18 protein-coding genes are annotated in these 21,480 nt (G+C 38.4%); 12 read left to right on the top strand and 6 right to left on the bottom strand.

The annotated features are described in order from the left end of the window. Positions 1-65 precede the first annotated feature (65 nt). Positions 66-2,378 (bottom strand): relaxase/mobilization nuclease domain-containing protein, encoded by a 2,313-nt coding sequence (locus tag AACZ88_RS04355; RefSeq protein WP_339706751.1) that lies wholly within the window; start codon positions 2,376-2,378, stop codon positions 66-68. Then, entirely contained in the window at positions 2,375-2,761 is a 387-nt protein-coding gene (locus AACZ88_RS04350; protein WP_339706748.1) for a hypothetical protein, read from the bottom strand. The genes AACZ88_RS04355 and AACZ88_RS04350 overlap by 4 nt, the downstream gene beginning before the upstream one ends. A 217-nt stretch (positions 2,762-2,978) precedes the next feature. Between AACZ88_RS04350 and AACZ88_RS04345 the strand changes: the two genes are divergently transcribed. The 9 genes from AACZ88_RS04345 to AACZ88_RS04305 all read left to right on the top strand — a co-directional run bounded on the left by AACZ88_RS04345 (position 2,979) and on the right by AACZ88_RS04305 (position 12,912). Further along, positions 2,979-3,224 (top strand): hypothetical protein, encoded by a 246-nt coding sequence (locus tag AACZ88_RS04345; RefSeq protein WP_339706746.1) that lies wholly within the window; start codon positions 2,979-2,981, stop codon positions 3,222-3,224. Positions 3,225-3,333: 109 nt separating this feature from the next. Next, entirely contained in the window at positions 3,334-4,197 is an 864-nt protein-coding gene (locus AACZ88_RS04340; RefSeq protein ID WP_339708188.1) for a type IV toxin-antitoxin system AbiEi family antitoxin, read from the top strand. Beyond that, a complete protein-coding gene (locus tag AACZ88_RS04335) occupies positions 4,194-4,976 on the top strand; it encodes a nucleotidyl transferase AbiEii/AbiGii toxin family protein (protein ID WP_339706743.1) in 783 nt (260 codons plus the stop codon). The genes AACZ88_RS04340 and AACZ88_RS04335 overlap by 4 nt, the downstream gene beginning before the upstream one ends. Before the next feature lie 71 nt (positions 4,977-5,047). Beyond that, a complete protein-coding gene (locus AACZ88_RS04330; RefSeq protein WP_339706740.1) occupies positions 5,048-8,215 on the top strand; it encodes an N-6 DNA methylase in 3,168 nt (1,055 codons plus the stop codon). A gap of 1 nt (position 8,216) precedes the next feature. Beyond that, positions 8,217-9,347: a Shedu immune nuclease family protein gene (locus AACZ88_RS04325; RefSeq protein WP_339706737.1), complete on the top strand. Its 1,131-nt coding sequence runs from the start codon at positions 8,217-8,219 to the stop codon at positions 9,345-9,347. 70 nt (positions 9,348-9,417) lie between these two features. Continuing rightward, positions 9,418-10,269: a hypothetical protein gene (locus AACZ88_RS04320; protein ID WP_339706734.1), complete on the top strand. Its 852-nt coding sequence runs from the start codon at positions 9,418-9,420 to the stop codon at positions 10,267-10,269. Positions 10,270-10,367: 98 nt separating this feature from the next. Further along, the gene (locus AACZ88_RS04315; RefSeq protein WP_339706731.1) at positions 10,368-10,631 is read left to right on the top strand and encodes a hypothetical protein; all 264 of its coding nucleotides are present in this window, start codon (positions 10,368-10,370) and stop codon (positions 10,629-10,631) included. Between the two features lie 125 nt (positions 10,632-10,756). Then, positions 10,757-11,938 carry an SIR2 family protein gene (locus AACZ88_RS04310; protein WP_339706729.1) on the top strand — a complete coding sequence of 394 codons (1,182 nt, stop codon included), beginning with the start codon at positions 10,757-10,759 and terminating at the stop codon, positions 11,936-11,938. Next, positions 11,935-12,912: a restriction endonuclease gene (locus AACZ88_RS04305; protein WP_339706726.1), complete on the top strand. Its 978-nt coding sequence runs from the start codon at positions 11,935-11,937 to the stop codon at positions 12,910-12,912. The genes AACZ88_RS04310 and AACZ88_RS04305 overlap by 4 nt, the downstream gene beginning before the upstream one ends. A 112-nt stretch (positions 12,913-13,024) precedes the next feature. Here AACZ88_RS04305 and AACZ88_RS04300 read toward each other — a convergent pair whose 3' ends face one another. Next, positions 13,025-14,239: a site-specific integrase gene (locus AACZ88_RS04300; RefSeq protein ID WP_339706724.1), complete on the bottom strand. Its 1,215-nt coding sequence runs from the start codon at positions 14,237-14,239 to the stop codon at positions 13,025-13,027. A gap of 501 nt (positions 14,240-14,740) precedes the next feature. Between AACZ88_RS04300 and AACZ88_RS04295 the strand changes: the two genes are divergently transcribed. From AACZ88_RS04295 to AACZ88_RS04285, 3 genes are read left to right on the top strand one after another with little or no spacing between them, the layout of a single operon-like run. Next, positions 14,741-15,691: an SDR family oxidoreductase gene (locus AACZ88_RS04295; RefSeq protein WP_339706721.1), complete on the top strand. Its 951-nt coding sequence runs from the start codon at positions 14,741-14,743 to the stop codon at positions 15,689-15,691. 28 nt (positions 15,692-15,719) lie between these two features. After that, positions 15,720-16,232 carry a hypothetical protein gene (locus AACZ88_RS04290; protein WP_339706718.1) on the top strand — a complete coding sequence of 171 codons (513 nt, stop codon included), beginning with the start codon at positions 15,720-15,722 and terminating at the stop codon, positions 16,230-16,232. Between the two features lies 1 nt (position 16,233). Continuing rightward, entirely contained in the window at positions 16,234-17,145 is a 912-nt protein-coding gene (locus AACZ88_RS04285; RefSeq protein WP_339706716.1) for a helix-turn-helix transcriptional regulator, read from the top strand. A gap of 198 nt (positions 17,146-17,343) precedes the next feature. Here AACZ88_RS04285 and AACZ88_RS04280 read toward each other — a convergent pair whose 3' ends face one another. The 3 genes from AACZ88_RS04280 to pelA all read right to left on the bottom strand — a co-directional run bounded on the left by AACZ88_RS04280 (position 17,344) and on the right by pelA (position 21,357). Further along, positions 17,344-18,642, bottom strand: coding sequence for a nucleoside hydrolase-like domain-containing protein (locus tag AACZ88_RS04280; protein ID WP_339706713.1), 1,299 nt, complete (start codon positions 18,640-18,642; stop codon positions 17,344-17,346). Positions 18,643-18,702: 60 nt separating this feature from the next. Continuing rightward, on the bottom strand, positions 18,703-20,127 hold the full coding sequence (locus tag AACZ88_RS04275; protein ID WP_339706711.1) for a nucleoside hydrolase-like domain-containing protein: 1,425 nt from the start codon (positions 20,125-20,127) through the stop codon (positions 18,703-18,705). 114 nt (positions 20,128-20,241) lie between these two features. Then, positions 20,242-21,357 (bottom strand): pectate lyase, encoded by a 1,116-nt coding sequence (gene pelA / locus AACZ88_RS04270; protein ID WP_339706709.1) that lies wholly within the window; start codon positions 21,355-21,357, stop codon positions 20,242-20,244. Positions 21,358-21,480 lie beyond the last annotated feature (123 nt).

Raw genomic sequence — 21,480 nt, 5'->3', positions numbered from 1 at the left:
AAAGTTATTTAAGGATAACATTCTTCTAAGCGCAATATCCCATGTCAAAAACACCTCTTCAAATTTTACCACGGAAGCCCCATGCCTGTGCCTTTCCTTTCGGACTTTGTAAAATCCGTAAATTCATCCTTGAAACCGTTGTAGACTTCTTCGGTTTTCTTGCCGCTACCGCCCAATAAAGAGGAAACGGCATAAACACCTTTTCTGAGCAGTCGGTTTTGTTGGATATTGGAATGCCTCGTTGATGCTACGTTCACGCTTTCGCGAAGTCCGCTATCCATATGGTGCTGCACCATTTCCCGGTGCAGGTTCGGGTACACTTTTTCCACCGTTAGCATAAAGGCTACCTTGTCGTACATCCCCCTTTCCATTAAATGTCCCGCCCAAAGGTTTTCAAGGTTGTTCCTGCCGTCATTTACAAGGCCATTGATAACGGGTTGCTGTTCTTTTAATGCTTCGGTCAAATCGGGTATTGAACTCAAATACTGGCCCGTTCTTTTCGGTAAAGGACAACTTGTTCTGTTGTCCGTGTAAATCGATTTGACCTCGAACTCTTGTTTTCCCTTTACAAAATAGAACCCCTTGGCATTGAAAAACGCGATATAGTCCTTCGGTGATTTTTCGAAGGGAACGTGCATCCGTTCTGCATTTTTTATATAGGAACCCAAAGCGACACTTTCATATTGCTTTTTGTAGACAGGATTCATTTTTTCATGAAGTTTCGGAAAAATCATGGGCAAGAACATAGCCGTTGCCGTCAACTTGGGGCTATTTTCGGAAGACTGCTCCGATAACATTTCAAGCATTAGGTGGTTTTGGCGGACGAATCCCGTGGAAACATGTTTTTCCATATGCTCGGGGAAGGACAAGTGTCCCAGAGGAACGGGAACCATATGCTTGTTCGATTTGGTAAAGGACAACTCGTTATTTTGATACTTTACGCCCAGAGATTGGAACAAAAGCCGAGCGCTACCCTGTTCTGTACCAACATCGAAAATGCCCTTTTTCAATACGTTACCAATGAGCTTGAATTTGCTTTCCAAGGTTTGCTTTTCCTTTCTGGTTTCAAGTTCATATAGTCTTTCCTTGACGATTGGAAAGGCCTTTTCTACTGCTTTCCTGAATTCTTTCCTTTTATCTTTTGGGATGTAACGTTCCAAGAAATGATGCTTTTTTAAAGCGGTCAAGCTGGAAAAGATATCCCCAAAGCTGGTTTTCATAATATGTTCCGAAAGCAGTCCTTGCTGTTTTGGGGATTTCAGATAGGATGTTGTAAAAGCGTCCTTTATAAGTTTTTGGATCTCCAATTTGAACTGTTTACTTTCCATATCGATTTGGGTGGGTTCGTCCTTGTCGCCAAAAATGTCCAAACGATTCTGCATCCTAATGTTCTTGCCGAGTTCCCTTGCCCTGAAGACATAGCGCGATTTATCAAAGATGGTGTATCCCTCGATAACATCTCCTTTTATATCCAGTTTGATGTCAATGTCCTGATATTCCTTGAGCACATCTTTTAGGTCGTGCGGACGGATTATTTTGAAAAGGTCGTAGGTTGTCCCTATCTGCTTCAAAAATCGTTTCCGATACATCGGCAATAGCTTCGAATTTGAATGTGTATCGAAGACCTTTTGCAGTTTCGGGCCGCTCAGACCTCGGTGCACTGCGGAACCGTTGATGAACCTTGTTCTGTAGCCTTTTTGGTTGTCCAGCCCGTAGGCTACCCCGATTCTTCCAATTTCGTTTTTCGTCTGCCTAACTTCAATATGATAAGGCTTTACCAGTCTTTCGAGTTCATCGAAACTCCGCACTTTGTATTTTTGGTTGATGCTGTTAAGCACATCCTGTAGATAGAATTTCGTCCCTTTTTCCGCATCCATGCCGAATTGTTTTTCCGGCAATCGGTATATCGGTAGTTGGCTTTTTTGTTTCGTTGTCGGTGCTTGGGACAGCCCGTATTTTTTCTCCAGGCACCGCCTTGTCGCCATGCTCCTTTTATGACTATTGTAAATAGGCAGGACTTTTCCATCTTCTTTTACGATAGTGGTTACGATATGGACATGCTCATGCTTGGTATCGTTGTGCCTGACCACCACATAGGGCTGTTCTCCAAAACCCATATTTTCCATATATTCCTTGGAAATCTTGTAAAAGGTCTTGTCATTTAAATGTTCCCCATGGGGAAGGTTCAGGCTGATGTGGGCATAGCGGTTCTTGGTGGCGTTGCGCTGTCCTTGAAAATACAGTACGCTCCCAAAGAACTTTGGCGATATGTTTTGGGAAAACGTGTTGCCGTAACCGAGTATCCGCATACCTTCCTTTCCAAGGACATAGTTCAATGTTCCCGTACAGGTTTCGCCATAAATAATCTTTGCTATCATGCTGGTTTTTCTTCCATCGTAATTTCAATGAGCGAGTACAGCAGTTCGTTCGCTTTTTTTATCTCGTTTTGCAAACTACTGTTCGGACTTTTCAGATTTTTGTGGTGCGCTATCTTGACCAGTTGGTTGATATTGTTGCCGATCTTGTTAATGTGGTAAGCAAGGTTCGAGGTATCGGGGAGCATATCCTTTTCTTCGGATTCGCTTTGCAAAACCAACCTTCTTAAAAGCGGACTTATCGTTCCCCTTTCGGAAATATCCAGATTATAGGATTCACAGATTTTCCCCAATCTTTCATATTCCGTATCGTTGAACCGTAGCATCACGTTATGATACCGTTTCATTTTCCCCAATCGTTTTCGGCCTCTTTTTCGCTGCTTCATATTTATTGCTTTTTAAGGCAAAACACTTCGCAAGAAGTAGACAATTCTAAGTTACTTAGAATGCACCTCGCTATCCGTTTCACGGATAAATATAAGTAATCAATTATGAATTTAACTATCTTATAATCAATTATTTAAGTCGTAAAATCATATAGAACCATATCAATATAAATGGGTACAGATAAGAGATTTATCTGGTCTAATATGGTGTTGAAAAATGGAAGGAAATACGGAAGTGTTCAAGTTTTTTGTGGGTAGGGAGAAAAAAGTTCAAGCGGCTTTTTTGCCGCTTGTGCTTTTGCGCGGACGCGAGGGGGTCTTGCAAAACCGGAACGGAAAGACGACCGAAAGCGGGCGGGCGAAGGTCGCCCGCTCGGGAGGATCGGAGTGGAATTTTTGCAAGACTTCCGCAGTAATAGGGGCGGCCGAATATGAGGTATCACAATTTGTGATACCACCTTAGTCAGATAATTTATATTTTGGAAAATGTGAATTGCTAGTTTAGGCCAATCGTACGGATAAAGAGGTATTGGAGTTACGGTTTTTGATTCCATAGATTAAAGTAATGATTCATTTTTTTTAGTAAAAATGCGAGAAAGTTATCAAAAATCCATAACTTTCTCGGAAAATTACTAAAACTGAACCTGTCGAACTACATTAAAGAACGCCTATCACTTGAAGAATACTCCTTTTCAAGGGCCGAACTAATAAACAGTAGCCCAAAGAATAAAACCGCCCTGACCAATGAACTGTCATACGCTGTTGCAAAAGGCGATATAATTCCCTTAAGAAAAGGTTTTTATTTAATCATACCTCCTAGATATTCAAAACAGGCTAAGCTGCCCATTGAACTATACTCAGAAAAACTTTTCAAAACTTTGGATAGACCTTATTATATAGGTTTATATTCTGCGGCAAAATTCCATGGCGCAAGCCATCAGCAAATTCAGCGAGATTATATCATTACGACAAAGCCCACCCTTTTGGATATAAAAAAGGGTACAATCGATTTACGCTTTTTCACGACGACCACGTGGCCCGAAAAAAACATTATCGATAAGAAAGCCGATGCCGGGATTTTTAAAATTTCAGATCCTGTTTTAACGGCCGTAGACTTGATACATTATCAGAATAAGTTAGGGGGGTTGAATAGAATGCTATCGATTCTGCAAGAGCTCATTGAGGGCATAACCTTCTATAATCTATCGGACTTATTGTCGTGGTATCCCCATAAGAGTACTTTACAGCGTTTGGCATATTTTATTGATGGTTCCGAAACCGATGAACGTGATGAATTGGTTCAATTGCTAGTTGAGTATTTTGAATCCGTGAAGTTTTATCCCGTATTGCTGAGTCCGGTGTCCAAAGAAAAAGCTGGGGCGGTAGACAATTTCTGGAAGGTGGATGTCAACGTTAAACTAGAGAGCGATATATGATACCTAGACCCCATATCGCCCAATGGCAAGACCACGCTCCTTGGAAACAATTTTCACAAGTAGAGCAAGACTTGGTCATTAGCAGAACCTTGGTGGCCTTATTTTCTGATGATTTCCTTCAAGAGAACTTAGCTTTTAGGGGCGGTACGGCTTTACATAAGTTATATCTGAATCCCGCCCCAAGATATTCCGAGGACATTGACCTTGTTCAAATAAAGTCCGGACCCATAAAACCGATAATGAAGCGCATCGGCGAGGTCATCGATTTTTTTGAAGAGGACAGAAGAACGGACATTCGGGGCCATGGGGCAAAGGCATTGTATCGGTTCAATTCAGAATATGAAAATATTCGATTGCGGCTCAAACTGGAAATCAATTGTAAAGAGCACTTTAACGTGTTGCCATGGGTGGAGTTCCCATTTGAGGTAAACAGCCAGTGGTTTTCAGGAAGTGCCACCATCAGAACCTATAATATCAATGAACTTTTGGGAACCAAGTTGAGAGCACTGTATCAACGTAGTAAAGGCCGTGACTTGTTCGATTTGGATTATTCAAGATTACATCTTGAATTAGATCATGAGCTGATTTTAAAATCCTTTGATGAATATATGGCTTTCTCTGTGGGTAAACCACCAAGCAAAAAGGAATTCTTGATAAATATTGAAGAAAAGGAAACCGACCCAAATTTTTCGGGAGATATGGAGGGATTGTTAAGAACAGGGATTGATTATGACCAAGAAGCGGCATTCGAGTGGGTTAAAACCACTTTACTTTCCTAACCTTTTGTTGGATTTTTCCTTCAATCATAAAAATAATCTATTTTTAAGTATTAAAACCTGACCAAAAATAAATGCCATTATTCCAAACATCGGTACTTAAAAAATACCTATCTCAACAGGACCAAACAGCAGCAGAAAAAGCCTATCGGAAATACTCCAAATATTTTCTCAATACTGAAATACAGGAAAATATACGAAGTAGTAAGGAAGAGCAATTTCAGGCTACCTTTCTTACCGAACTGTTTGTGAATGTATTTGATTATACCATAAATCCTAGTCCTAAATACAATCTAACCACAGAGTACAAAAACGAAAAGAACAATCGGAAAGCAGATGGTGCCATACTAAACGATGCTACAACGCTTGCCGTCGTAGAGCTAAAAGGCACTAATACCAAAGATTTGGAGAGTATACGACGCCAAGCGTTCGATTATAAAGTAAATCATAAGGGTTGCCGATATGTGATTACCTCCAATTTCGAAAAGTTGCGGTTTTATATCGATGATGCCACTGCTCACGAGTCTTTTGACCTATTCCAACTAACGCCGGACAGATTTGCTCTTTTATATTTGTGCTTGTATAAAGATAATCTGCTTACCGGCGTACCGTTTAAAATAAAGCAGGACTCATTGGTCAAGGAAGAGCAGATTACTAAGGAGTTTTATAACGATTATTCGCTTTTCAAACGGGAACTTTTTCGCGATCTGGTAAAACGGAACGCCAAAAAAATTCGAATAGAAAGACAGCAGGAATTAAAGGAAATATCTACCAATCTTACCTATCAACAGGAATTGCAAGGTCTGGAAAAAAACGTAAAACTCGCCCTGTTCAAGAGGTCACAAAAACTGATAGATCGCTTTCTGTTTGTCTTTTTTGCGGAAGACAGAGGCCTTCTCACGCCCAACTCTACCCTTCAAATACTTGAAAAATGGAAGGCAGATATGGACTTTGGGGATGAACGCCCTTTGTACAATTTGTTCAAGCAATATTTTAACTATTTGGATACAGGAAGAAAAGGAACGTCTAGCAGGGCAGAAATTTATGCCTATAATGGTGGCCTTTTTCAACCGGATTCTATTCTTGACGGTTTAGAAATCGATGATAATCTGCTATACCGCCATACTCTAAAACTGGCCAAGTATGACTTCGAAAGCCAAGTAGATGTCAACATTTTGGGACATATTTTCGAAAATTCCCTTAACGAGATAGAAAGCGTCAACGCAGAAATCGAAGGTGCCCAGTTCGACAAACAAAAGAGTAAGCGAAAAAAGGATGGTGTTTTTTATACGCCCAAATATATTACCAAGTACATTGTTGAGAATACCATAGGCAAACTCTGCGAAGAGAAAAAGGCAGCTCTTGGTTTTAAGGAAGAAGAATATTTCAGGGGCCGAAAACACCGACAGAAAGCCACCGTTCAAAAATTAGTAGATATACTAGATGAATACCGCGATTGGTTATTACAATTAACTATCTGTGATCCCGCTTGTGGTTCTGGGGCATTTCTCAATCAAGCCTTGGATTTTCTCATCAAAGAACATCAATATATTGATGAGCTTAAAGCAAAAGTGTTAGGTGGGGGGCTCCAATTTCCCGATATTGAGAATACCATTTTGGAAAACAATATTTACGGCGTAGACCTGAATGAAGAGTCCGTCGAGATTGCCAAACTTTCACTTTGGTTACGTACCGCACAACCCCGTCGAAAATTGAATGACTTGAGTAGCAATATTAAGTGTGGAAATAGCTTGATAGATAGCAAAGCAATTGCCGGAGACAAGGCCTTTCATTGGGAGACCGCTTTCCTAAAAGTTTTTGAATATGGGGGTTTTGATGTTGTAATCGGGAATCCGCCATATGTGCAATCACATGCTATCAATACAAAAACCAAAGAATATTTTTACAAGAATTACCAAACGGCCGAATATCAAGTAAATCTCTATGGTCTATTTTGTGAAAGAATATTTTCTATAATTAAAGATAACGGTTTATATAGCTTTATTATACCTAACTATTGGATATCAACAAAATATGATGATAGATTAAGGAATTTTTTATTCCATAGGAATTACTGTTCTGAATTAATAAATCTTTATCGAGTATTTGAAGATGCGACTGTGGATACCTTGATAATAACCGGAAAACGGACCGATAATCCCACGTACCCAAAAACAACTCATTTACATAGTGTAAACAACACGTTAACTTCAATAAATCAGCGATTATTAGCCCTGGATCAAGAGAATTGGCTACTCTCTAAATCTTTGAAAATTGGAAATGATTCAAGTAAAATAAATATTAGTTTTAATTCGAACATAGAATTGAACGGGGAGTACACAATAGGGGATTTTTTTGATGGTTACCAAGGAATGAAGCCTTACGAAAAAGGCAAAGGCACACCAGCAATGACCCGAGAAATGATGAATCAACGCATATATCATTCCGATAGAAAGGAAAGTGAAAATCACTTTCCATTAATTGGAGCAAGCCATGTTCAAAAATATTATATAAGAGAATCTGACACTTTTATTTTATATGGTGCAAATTTAGCGGCGCCCAGAAAATTAGAAATTTTTGAGGGCCCAAGACTATTATTGAATAGAATACTGTCCAAGTCATCAATAGATGTAACATATACAGAGAAAACTCTAATCAATAATACGGACGTTTTTAATTTCATTCCCAAAACCAATAATGAAGATAAAATATTTACAGTTTTGGGAATATTGGGAAGTAGCCTATGTGCTCAATTCTTCAAAATGAACAACATCAATTTGGGTAGAAAAGCATTTCCAAAACTTAACGTCAACCATATTTTAGAATTTCCGATATCAGATAAATATCTCGATTCTAGCCCAATAAAGAAACTTTTAAAATTATCTGCCGAGAAAGAAAGTGTTAGGACTAAACTTCTCGTGTATTTAAAAAATATAGTAGGAATAACTAAACTTTCTCGAAAACTTGAAAACTGGTTAAATCTAAATTTCGGCGAATTCATAAAAGAATTGAATAAGGCCATCAAAGCAACCAATAAAGAGGGAGAAAAAGAGGGTCAACAATCCATTGCTATGCTTACCAAAACTGACGAGTTTGAGTGGTTGGATCTATTTGAACAAAACAAGAAAAAAGCCCAAGATTTACAAACACAAATTGATGCCATCGAACAACAAATTGATGTAATGGTGTATGAGTTGTATGGGTTAACTGAAGAGGAAATAAGAATAGTTGAACATAAATAATATGTTAGGAAATAGAAGAACTGGTCTTGTCCCTACTGAGGACGACATTATCAACAATTCAAAACCAAATCACTTGTACAGTCATGAGTTTGAGAAAGGAAGGTTTTTTCAAGTGGTACATGAAGATGAGGAAGGGTTTGAAATAAAACTTTCCACTAGAACTATGCTTAAGGCTGTGTATATCAAAGAGAAAAATGATATTGAAGGAATTGAGATTATTAAGCTTATTGGAAAGGATGAGAAGCAGAAAGTAGGTTTTAGCAAATTTAATTTAGCTCAACTCAAAGCTTTTTTGAGCTTTTTGAATCAAACTGATTTATCTGCGATTTCCGAGAAACGTATCAAGATAGCTGATTCTGAACTTACAGTTGAAAATATCAAACTTATAAAAACACTTCTTGCAAAAGAAGGTGGTCAACAGGTAGTTGAATCAGTAATTAAAGAAGGAATCATCACATCTCGTGATATCGTAAACGTAGCATTTAGGAAAAGAGGACTTGACTACTTTGAGAAATTACTATCAAATCCAGAATATTGGAAAGAGTATAGGAAGCTCATTGACTTGCCGAAGGCAAAAGAAGAAACCACTTGGCAAGCCTTTTTCGAACGTAATCAATGGATTCTAGGACTCGGGATGGACTATAAATTTCAAAGGGTATTGGAAAAAGAGGCGAATGTTTCAGAACAAGATTTGTCTGGTGGCAATGCTGTTATCACAGACTTTTTACTATCAGATTCTAAATTTGTAACCTTCATTGAGCTTAAAAAACCTACAACACCTCTTTTTGGAAAAGATAAGAATCGTTCAGGAGCATGGTCACTGTCTAGAGATTTACAAAACGCGTGTTCTCAGATTTTAGAACAAAAAGCAGCAGGCCTGATAAAGTTTGACAAACCGCAGGAGGATGGCGAGGGAAATTTAATCGCTGAAAAAGCATATGACTCTAAGACTATTTTAATAGTAGGAAATTGGATGGAGTTAGAAAGTTCAGAAAACTTTCAGGAATCAAGAATAAAGAAAAAAACACTTGAACTATACCGAAATGATAGTCGGAATATTCAGATACTTACCTATGATGAATTATTTGAACGTGCGAAATTCATAGTAAACAATCTTAAAAAAAATGATTGACCAAAACCTTTGCAATTATTCATTTGGCGATTCACCTGAGATGGAATATGAAACTACCCAATTAAGATTTATGAAAACGCATTTTTTATTTTTATTGACACTACTATGCCCTTTAGCTATAAAGGCTCAAGCAAATAATGTTATGGCGGAAATAGAGGATGCTTTTGAAGAATACCAATCTGCATTTAAGAAAACCCAACAAGGCATTTATTATATCGATCAAGCTTTCGAACAGTCGAATATTTCAAATATTCAATTTGAGGCCAGTAATGCTGAAAGTGAGATATCAAGTGCAAGAACTAAAGCAGGCTACGCCGAAGATGAGGCTGATGACGCAGAAAGCGAAGCAAGTAGTATAGACTGTGATGATGTAGAAGATTTTGCAGAAGATGCAGAAGACTATTTTTATGAGGCGAAAAGAGCTTTATCGAATGCTGAAAGCGAACTCTCTAGCGCGTCATACGAAGAAGACCCTGATTATCTAGCAGATTATTTGAATAATGCCAAAAGTTACGCAAACGATGCATTATCAAAATTAAATGAAGCGGTAGATGAGTTGAATGCTGCCGTCAAATCTCTTCAAAATTGCGCCGGCGGCAGTATTGAATCTGCTGGCAGCTCAATAAGTTGCGATGCCTTTCAAGATTTCATAATAGACAAAGGATATCGAAAAGGTAGTGTAGGAAGTTATACTTTGGATTCCGATTGGCTGACAGAAGTGACCGCCTATGATTATGAATACAAAATATACGTGGTCGCCAAAATAAAAGTGAAAAAAACCTACTCATCGCGTTCCTATATTTTTTGCGATATTCCCTCTAATAAATGGTCAAATTTTAAGAATGGCGGTTATGGAGAGCGTGAAACCTATGGGGAACGCTTTCACGATAATATTATGGAATATGTTTGTAATTGCGAATGAACATGATGTGAAAATGAGCATTATTGTTGTAAATGTTGGTTTACAGAATGAGTGATTTAAGTTGTTGGAAAGAGGGCTAAATATATGAGATAAATAGTATGGGTGTAATAATTAGAAACAGGACTATAAGGCCGAGTACTAGAGATGCTAATGCCCCTTATCGTATTAAAGTTGAGAACGCTAAACTTGGTGATGAAATAGTAATATTTATTGACCATGAATCTAAGGATTATAGAGCCATATATAAGTGTAGGGGTGATTTGTTCCAAGAATCTGATTCAATTCATTTTAAAGTTGAAGATGAAGAAGATGAAATATCCATCAACTGGATGAAGGGAAAAATACCAGAAAAAATTCGCTGAAAATCTGAAGAATGAAGTTTAACACTAATCGAAAAGTTTGGTTGTCACCTAGTATAATGAATAAAGGTTTAAGGCAGTAAAGGCAAAGGAGTATTTAAGTTGGGTTGCAGATAAAAGGAGCAATTATGGGAAATAATCTAGTGGTCATATTGGGTGCCGGGTTTTCAAGGCCCACAGGTCTTCCTCTTGCCAATGATATTAGAGAGCGTTTCGATAGAGATCAAAGAAAAAAATTATTGCTATTTGGTTCAAGTGAATGGACCTGGGTGGATGGAAAAAGAGATGTGGATAAGCATAACGGTTCAATTGATCCGGATAATACGGTTTACTCTTATATTTTGAATGAGGCCATAAAAAAATACAAATCAGAAAAAGGTTCTTTTGATAATTACGAACTCTTTTACCAATGGATCAATGATATATCATTCAGTCAGGATATTAAAGGCCAAATCTATGAAAATGCTAAGTCAGAATTACTAAACGACTATCCATTCATAGGAGAATTCAAACCAGAATATGAGGGAGATACTTCACCTTACCTCTATAGTTTCAAAAATGATTCAAGTCTCTCAAAACTTTCTGGCATCGTAAATTATTTGATTGCTGATTTATTGAGTTACAGTGATTCCCAATTCAACACTTCGCTGCATGAGTATGGGCAATTCTTCACATATATCAGGGGTTTCCAAGAGGTTGATATTTTTACCTTGAACCATGACTTACTTTTAGAAAACTTGTGCAAGGCCTATGGAGCTAAATATTCTCGTGGTTTTACCAAGCAAGATTCGGAAATCCACTATCAAGATGAAGGAACATCAATTGCAGTCTTCAAAGGTACTTTTGATAAACCTATAAGAATTCACAAACTACATGGCAGTCTAGATTTCTATCGATTTGAACACTATATTAAAGGAGAGAAACCATACCTAGAACCCACGGGAGAGTACAATTACTTCACAACTACAAATTATCGCGAGAAACATTTTGCCATTAGGGTTGATCCTGAAACTAAAAAAACTTTGCAAGACCTTAATTCTGATATAATACCAAAATTCATAACCGGTACAGATAAAACTAAAATTATTAAAAATGATTTGATGTATTCTGTTCTTTTTAAACGGTTTGAAAAGTGCGTGGCAGAAACTGAAAATATTTTAATATCAGGCTACTCCTTTGGTGATAAGCATATAAATAATGAACTTCAAAAAAGAGAAGATTTTGAGGTAATTAATCAAAATCCGGGTAATGAGTATCCCTACGTAGCAAGTAACATTTCCAATATTAAATATCTTTCTGAACTTTTATGAAAAACATTTACGTTGTACGAGCAGACTTCGGTAGGTATACACAGGCCTTTAAGGATAACGGCTATGTGGGCATTGGTTGGTTTGACTTTTTGATGGAGAAGGGCATTGCCAGAGAAGAAATCAAAAAACATTACTTTAAAAAGTTTCCAAAAGATGTTCCATTGAGGGCAGGTCAAAATTCTGGACAGGTTTATCGCTTTATAAATGAAATTAATGTTGGTGATATCGTACTTACACCTTTTAAAAGTGGTCAGCTTTTGGTGGGTGAAATTATCAGCGAAAATTATTATGAACCTGATGACACCTCCCCATATGGTCAGCGCAAAAAGGTAAATTGGTTCAACCAAACTATTGATCGTTATGAACTAAGTGTTCCATTACAAAATACGCTAAGGAGTAGCCTTACTGTATATAGAGTTAGTAACGGTCGTGAGATCTTACAAGCCATCGATCTTGTTCCAAAAAATGAGGTCGTTCAAAGAGCCGATATCAATATTTATAAAATCATCAAGGAGAAGCTTTTAGAACTAGATGCTTTTGAATTTGAAATGTTAGTGAGCTACTTGCTGCGCTCTATAGGTTTTGAACCAACTGATGAAAAGCAAGGCGGTGTAGGCGATGGAGGCATTGACTTTGAAGGTGTTTTATCCGTTTTTGGTGTGGCTTCAATCAATTTACAGGTACAAGTCAAAGCTTACTCCAAAAAAGCAATCTCTTGGCAAGAAGTAGCTAGTTTTCGCGGGGCCATGAAACGTGATTTTCAGGGTTGTTTCATTACCCTTAGTGATTTTCATAAAAAAGCTGTTGAAAATGCTAGTGATGAATATAAAGTGCCCATCACACTAATCAATGGCAAAAAACTCATAGATATTTTTATTGAAGAATATGAGGAAATCATTTATACCCTTCGAGAAGAAGAAAATGATGATTTGGCCGACAAATTGAAGTTTAAGAAGGCGTTGATACCACTGTAAGTCAACTAATTATTATAGTCATTTGGCTTTCATAAGATTTAAAAAGGCATCCCATATTTGCATAATACTACAATTTCCGTAGTAAATCGCAAATGAATTTCAATTATTAGCTCTAGATTTCCAACCGCTCTTGATACTCGTCCATGATATGAGTCGGTAGATTTTTGATGTAGATTTCCGTGGTTTGCAGTTTGCTATGACCAAGCATTTTACTGAGGGCATTGATGGGTACGTCATTAAGAATAAGGTTTGTAGCCATTGAATGACGGCTTACGTAGCTCGTTAGTTTTTCTTGAATATCACACAGTTCGGCAATTTCTTTTAATCGTTTGTTGTAACGTTTTCTTTCCCATTGCACGTCATAATATTGATCCTGTAGGTCTTCCCTCCGTACTATCGGAAAAATGAAATCGGATTTCTCCTTGCCTTTTAGATAGTATTCAAGAATGGAGGAGAGCTGATTCGTTATTTTAATGTCATAAGGTCTTGCAGTTTTTTGTCTGCGATACTGAATACGACCATCTATAATGTTTCCTACTTTCAAAAAAGCCATATCAATAAACGAGATACCGTTCATCAAATACGAACATAGAAAATAGTTGCGTGTATGGAATAATGGGCTGTCGGGTTCCAACTCCAAGTCAAGAATCCGTTTGATTTTATCCTTGCTTATTGCCCGTTTAGCCGTAGGTTGCGATTTTATCTTGTACTTTCTGAATGGATAACTATCTGCCGATACAATTTCCTGATGAATGGCTTTGTTGTAAATGGCCCTGATCGTACGCATATAGGTGGACAACCCATTTATGCTGTTTCCTTTTTTTAAATGAGCGGTCTCAAACTTTTTGAGATAGGCATAATTCACTTCCTCGAACCGTAGGCTCTTTTTCCTATGAAAATTCCTTAACGCGCCAAGAACACTTTTATAGGCTCTCGCATTGCCATATCGTTGGGCCTCTTCCATTTCATCAATGAGCTGTTTCGTATATTCGAAAAAGGAAATCTTTTTGGTCGTTTTGGTGAGGATGCGTTTCAAGTCGGTTATGCCTAGACTTTCCAACTGTTTATTTTCCTCTAACAAATTAATGTCGTCCCGTAGTTCGGTTTTCTTTTTGGTCAGCATATTGTTCAAACGAGGAACAGAGGATACACCCCTGTACGTTCTTTTGACTTCACGCTTCTTTTCATTCCAGTATTCTGGCGGAACGGCAAATCCTGTGGAAATAGCAATGGTCTTTCGATGATGGCTCAATCTGAAAATAATCGGGCACATACCATCTTTTCGTTTTCGTCTTGTATCGATTGAGAGGGTTATATTGGTCTTCATAAATTGAAGATACAAAAAATTTGCACTCAATTTGCACTCAAAATCGGGTATTATATGGTTTTATATGAATCCATATAATTTTTAAAATATTGATAATCAGTACTTTTAAATATATTTAAAAACATATAAAACCATAAATCCGTTGCCTTCTAAGCAGACGGTCGAAGGTTCGAATCCTTCCGCGATCACCTGAAAACCAAGACTTCAAAGATTAATTTCTTTGAAGTCTTTTTTGTTTAAGCTCAGAATATGGCTTTTGAAAACAGGACTTACACCTAAAAGTTTACATTGAATCGGTATCATTGAACAAATGCATTCTCTGTATGTAAGCACACCGCCAAATCGAACGGGTAATTCTCTAAAATATCTATGAAGACCAACCGGCAGCTGGATGAGTTTCTGAAAACCAAAAAGTATACAAGATTCGAAAATCCGTATAAGGAGTTAAGCTCTCCTCACACCTACCTTTGTCTTATTATTTGAAACAAAAAATAAGCAATAATGAATACAACTCAATTTGGTAAACAAGGATGGACCCCCGATCGAATCGGGTCGCTGAAAGGTAAAACCTACGTAATAACTGGTACCACGAGCGGTACTGGATTTGAAGCAGCAAGAATATTGCTGTCAAAAGGAGCAAAAGTGGTGATGCTTAATCGGAATACTAAAAAATCGGAAGACACCATCACCGCCCTGAAACAAGAGCTCGATAATGATATAGACGTGTCGAATATACAGATGGACTTGGCAGCGCAAGATTCTGTAAGAAAGGCAGCTGAAGAAGTTCTCAAAACAGTACCGCAAATCGATGCCTTGCTGTTGAACGCCGCAATTGCCCAAGTGCCCAAACAAACGTTCACCGTTGATGGTTTTGAAAGCCAAATGGGTGTGAACCATTATGGTAACTTTTTACTACAAGGACTGCTCTACCCAAGAATTGAAGAATCTAACGGACGTATAGTAACAGTAGGTAGTATGGGTTATAACTTAGGTATTAAAACCGTACAGTTTGACGATATGAATTGGGATAAGAACTACAGTCCCAATAGTGTATATAGCCAAAGCAAACTAGCACAGATAATGACCGTCTATGAACTACAGGATAGATTGAAAAAGGCCGGCAAGACCAATGTCAAAGCGTATGCCTGTCATCCCGGAGCTTCCAGAACGTCGCTGATCAAAACCAGCGGGGGCTTGATGACACGCTTCGTTTGGCAACTGATGAAATGGTCTCCATTCGTACAATCCGCTGAAAAAGGGGCATATCCTGAATTGATGTGTGCTACAGAACCTGACTTGGATCAAAGTGGTTTTTATGGTCCTACAGGCCGAAATTATTGGACCGGTCCGGTTGGCGAATGCAAATTAGAACCTCATGCGAAAGATAAGCCCGTGATGGAGCGATTGTGGGAAGTGTCGGAAAAAACCACTAATTTGAAGTGGAATATATAATTTGGAAATCCTTATAAAATATAATGACATGGATATATTAAAAGAAGCCACCGATTGGGCAAGAGCCGAACTTTTTTCAACTCCATTTTTCATTCTTTTCGGAGTTGTATTTATGTTCGCAAGCCTGGGGTTTTGGCAATTGGGAAAAACCGATATGGCCAAAGCCTATATCATTCCCACTTTAGTAGCAGGGGCATTACTGACAATCATCGGGCTCGGATTGTTTTTTACCAACAAATCAAGAATTCCACAATTTGAAACGGCTTACAATACGGATGCATCGGCTTTTGTGGCATCAGAAATTGAACGGGCCGAAAGCACCTTAAAGGAATATAAGACCATTGTTTTTACTGTTATTCCGTTAATCATCATAGCCTGTGCCCTCGTCATTTTATTTGTCAATACACCCATATGGCGAGCAAGCATGATTACTACCGTCGCCATGTTGGTGGTTATTTTGTTGATTGACGGCACGGCCCACGCCAGAATCGATACCTACCACAAACAATTATTATCCGTAGTAAACGAATCGAAAAATTAAAATGCAGCACTTTAAAACATTATCGGCTTACTTAGATTACCTAGAACTTCCGAGCCCTGAGCACCCCATGCTCAGTGTGTTTTCGGCTATTGGGCAAGGTTTTCTGCCATGCCCGAAAGAGAGTTCGCCCCCCATTACGAACGATTGCTATTCCATTAGCTTTAAGAAGTTTGTAAAAGGTGACTTAAATTACGGCCGTACGAAATATGATTTTACCAATGGCGCATTGTTTTTCATCGCGCCGAGACAAGTATTGCAATGGGATGAGAACGTAGTTTTTGAGCAAAAAGGTTTTTCGATAAACTTTCATGAAGATTTTCTAAAAGGGACGGAGTTGGCCCAGCAAATCAAGAAATATGGATTCTTTTCCTATACCGTTAACGAAGCCTTGCATCTTTCCCCAAGGGAAGAAAAGCAGATAGAATCGATTGTAGAGAATATTGAGATTGAATACCAGAACAATCAAGATGCCTTCAGCAAAGACATCATTATTTCGCAACTTAGCACGCTCTTAAAATATGCCAATCGATTTTATGAAAGACAGTTTTTGCACCGAAAGGAGCTTTCCAATGATTTATTGGAGCAATTTATTAAGTATCTTGAAGACTATTTTGAATCGGGACAATTACAGGAAAATGGTATTCCTAGCATAGAGCAAATTGCGAATCAACTGTCGGTTTCCCAACGGTACCTAAGCGATACGCTTAAAAAGGAAACAGGCAAAACTTCAACCGAACATTTGCAGTTGTACTTGATCGATGAAGCCAAGAATATCTTGTTGAACCCGAATAAAACCATTTCAGAAGTGGCCTATGAATTAGGTTTTGAATATCCGCCTTATTTTTCAAGACTATTTAAAAATAAGGAAGGTATAAGCCCCACTGCTTACAGGGAAAATTACAAATTGAATTAAGCTTTGGAAGCCTTTAAAATTTGACAATTAACTTAGAACAATTAAAGGTAAAGCTTAAAAAGAAAGATAATTATAATCATATCTACTAAGAATAATTCTTAGCCAACCATTGGCTTACCGCAATTAGTTGTAGATATTTTATATCGCCTTTATTTAGACTATTAAAGGTTTACACCTCATTGGAAGTATATAAAACTATCATGGCCCTTGTAACCAGGACCAACGTTTGGCCCAATCCAACAAAACAGCACTGCGCCATTTTAAGACGGTTCGGGCACCTTGCCATTCGTTGTCAAATAGTTCAGGATTGGTGGAGTCTGTGTACCAATTGGATCCTAACTGGTAATCACTCGCTGATTGCTCACGTGGCCAAATATTATTAACAACAAGTTGACCACTTTGTTTTGGGAAGCCCGGAACTTTTGAAGTAATTGAGTACTTTAAATTTTCAGCCTTTTTTGGAGCGTATCGTATTGCATATTTACCTTCACCAAGATAAAACCCTGGCCATTTTTGTTCGCCGACCCCTGCATGTACCGTCATTGTAAAACAGGTGGAATCTTTAGGGATACTAATTTTCGGGCCATCGAAACGGTACTCTATAATCGAATATATCGAAACGGTATCTTCAACTGTTGTTCTTCGGTTAAAAATATATCTTGGACTATGGCTGAATTTTTCAAAACTGCCTCCCCAACTATCTTTTAATGGATTATTCGGGTCCCCATTCATGGTGTAGAGTAGCGAAGGGGTATCTCCCATTTTTATATCTCCATTGTAATAGTTCTTAAAATCATTGCCCAAATATCCTAACTTCTTTATGTAGTGGTCGTAATACCTATTGCCTTTCAAACTGTCGGGTACATTACTGTTAGAGAAAAAACCTCTGTAGGAAGCATTCGCCTCTATGAACCAAAGATTGGGAAAATTTTTGGCAATGTAAGCATAACTGTTGGCGCTCCATTTTTTATTTGGTCCTCCGATCCAGTATACTTTTATTTTCTTTTGAATTTCGGGAGCATCATGTAATGCTTGGGCTAAATCTTCAAGACCTCCCCAAACAAGAACCCAAAGCGGCTGTTCGCTCTCTTTTTTTGCGCACGTAATAATCCATTCGGAACCTTCCGTTGCAGAGCCGTAACCGATATACGGAGCAGCGCCTTTTCTTCCCTGTTTGGTGATCGCTCGTAAGGAATCTGGAAAAGGGAATTGCGCACTATGCTCTTTCAACTTTGAATAATCTTTTTCATATAAAGCAATCATGTCTAGAATATTTTGTTTGGTACCAAAACCATAAGAAGGTGAAGAAACCAAGCCTTCGGTTTCAAATTGATCGCTATACATTAAAAAATGAATCATGGACTGATTATCATCGGGGTCTGTACCACCAATGTCGGTACTGATTAGAATACGAGGTTTTGCTTTGGTTTGTTGCGCATTGTTGGTTGCACAACCCATAATAATCAGGGAACACAGTATAGAAATCAGCTTATTCATTGTAGTTTATTTTCTTCCCAAAAAGTTGGAGAGAGGTCTCACAACTGGCCCAATCGGGTATCAAGGGACTACGGTTACGATTACGCGTTTATATCTCGATAACGAGGGTATGCCTTTGTCCGAAAGTTTCAATATGAAATGGATTGTTTCCTTTTTTTGAACTTCTGGGGCCTTAAGATTTACAATATGTAAATTTGCCGCACCGGGATCTATATCCATTTTATACGAACTTTCCTCAGGATAATGAAACCACAAGTAACTGAGACTGTCACCGTCAGGGTCTGTAGACTTAGATGCGTCTAAACTGAATCTCTCGCCCGACTTCACCATTAGCTGTTCAGAATGTGCCAAAACGGGAACAGGTGGATGGTTAGCTTTTTCATACGGCATGACGCTCCAATCCATTCGGGCGGCAAAATCATTTTGAAAATCATCCCTCCAGCGCCATAAAGTGACCTTGTTGCCTTTAAATGAAACAGTATCCCTTCTTATTGTACGACCATATTCCTTGGGTATGTATGGGGTGTAATTATCAGTGACATTGGTCCATATGGCCCTTGTTTCAGGGGCTATTGTTACAATAGAGCTTCCTTTTTTTGTTTTTGAGAAATCGGGCTTGTAAAGAGCATATCGACCGCCCCAGCTGCCCCATTCCGGGTGTTCAGGCTCATTAAGTCCATTAGGTATCAATGACAAGAAAGCGGGGGTGTCGCCTTCTACTCCATAGGCGACATCAGGATATTCGGCGCCCAGAGGGCCGTGGTTTTGTTGAATGTGTTGGGCTATCCAACCATTACTGATCGATGTATTATCTATTCCTTTTATAAAACTATTGATCCCTGCCCATGTAGCATTGGCATAGTAGTCTCCGGGGGTAACAATATAAAATAAGTCTGGAAAGTTATTCCGTATCCAAATACCGCTATCATCTTGATCCGAAATGGTATAAACTCGCAGCTTCGAGATGAGTCGTTTAGCCTCTTTTGCACTTCTTGTTTTTTTAATTTTATGCAGTGATTGGGCCAACGTATTTGCACCTCCCCAAACCGATATCCACAAGGGTCGCTCGTCTTTTTCCTCGAGAACTTTTATAATCCAGTCCGAACCCTCCGAATCTTTTCCATTGCCTACACCGAGCATTCCATAAACGGGAAGTCCGGTTTTAATGAGGGTTATCAATGCTTCCGGTTTTGGAAATCCGGTTTCATGTTTTAAAAGGTTGGGCTGCACTTCACCATATGCCCGTAAAACCCGTTCTATAGATTCGGGCGCAATTTTGTGCTGTTGCCAGCAAGAGGTGGTGGCAACGATACCTTTAATGTCAATTTGATTTGAATATAAGAGCAGCCTAACCAATGATTGTGTATCATCAGGGTCGGCTTCAATATCGGTTAAAATGACTACTCTATTTTTATTATTTACTTGAGCGAAGGTCGAGATTTGACATATCAGGCAAAATGAAATGAACCAAAGGGCTATCCTCATATAAAATATTTTGATTTTGTTCTAATTAGTATAGATGCCCAGATGAACCATGGTTTTTACTGGGATAAGATTTTGTTTTGCAATCATAAAGTTGTCTAATGTAGAATCTAGCGGTCAGTTCATCGATTTTTGATTCTTGGCCAGCCATTTCGGATATCTTTTTAACACCTTTTCAGGGGCATTTGTGTACCAACTGTATCCGTTTCGACGATCATCGCTTATTTCTGCTAGGGATTTTCTTTTAATACCATCACGACTGCAAAAGTATATTGTACTTGTTTCCAAATCATAAAAACGCCCCCATAATGTTGGTGCATTTTTATCTTCAACTACAATTCTGTTCTTTCGTCCATCTTTTTTCGTTTCCGTTTCTATTTTTATACCCTCTATGCGATTGTTTTCAAACCATTGCACCGCGCCATTTACAGATGCAACAATTTCTTTGGAAGGATTATCTATATCCATCAATAATTGTACGATGCCCACAGATTCAGACCCACTGAACGAAGGAAGTTCATAACTACGGGCTTTTGCGGGAGCGAGTGTTATTGAATCATGTTGGGCGCACCAGACAGCGGGTTTACCCTGGTATACGATTTGGGTATCAAGAAAACATTGAATACCCTTGTCAAATGCCCTTTTGGCCTTTGTAATTATATTAGGCCCCAGTTGAAGTGCTGCATATTCTTCGGTATCAGAACCAATCTCTTTTAAAAATTTCATGATATTGACCATGGCATAGTCGTTATAGGTGATATGGCCAGAATATGCTACACTTCCTTTCCGTACAGGAAAAAACTGTGGCCACCCACCGTTTGCATATTGAGTGACAAAAATGTAGTCCAAACCTTTTCTAAAAGCCTGTCTGTAGCGATCATCCTTGATTTTTGCATATACCTTGGCAAGAAATTTCAGCTCGGTAATGGTAGCGCCATTATCGAAAGTTGCACCTATTTTATTCTTGTTGTTTCGATAATCTGCTTTTTCCGATTCGGAAAAATGATGGTGGAAGTTTTTGTTTTTCTCCCAGCCGCCGATAGCCTTTTGACTGAGCAATACATTTTCGGCAACCAATTTTGCTTCGTTTGAACCATACCAATCCGAAGGCATTTTGTTCGCAACTTCCGACCATCTTTTATCAAGGTAATCGGTTGCTTTATCTTGAGCGGAACCCAAGGTTGTCAAAAAAGTCGTGGTAACTAAGGTCAAAGTAAGCGTAAAAAGCTTCATAATTTCAATTTTAAATTTTGCGCGGGCAAAAAACCTCCATACAACTGCTATAGCCAACCTGTAATTCAACGATATAATGACAATACTTCAAAAAGTAAAGATATGCTCGTAAAAACATCTATA

Source organism: uncultured Kriegella sp., from assembly GCF_963975415.1.
GTDB lineage: Bacteria > Bacteroidota > Bacteroidia > Flavobacteriales > Flavobacteriaceae > Kriegella.
The sequence above is the reverse complement of the archived record's forward strand: the minus strand, read 5'-3'. Positions and strand labels throughout refer to the sequence as shown.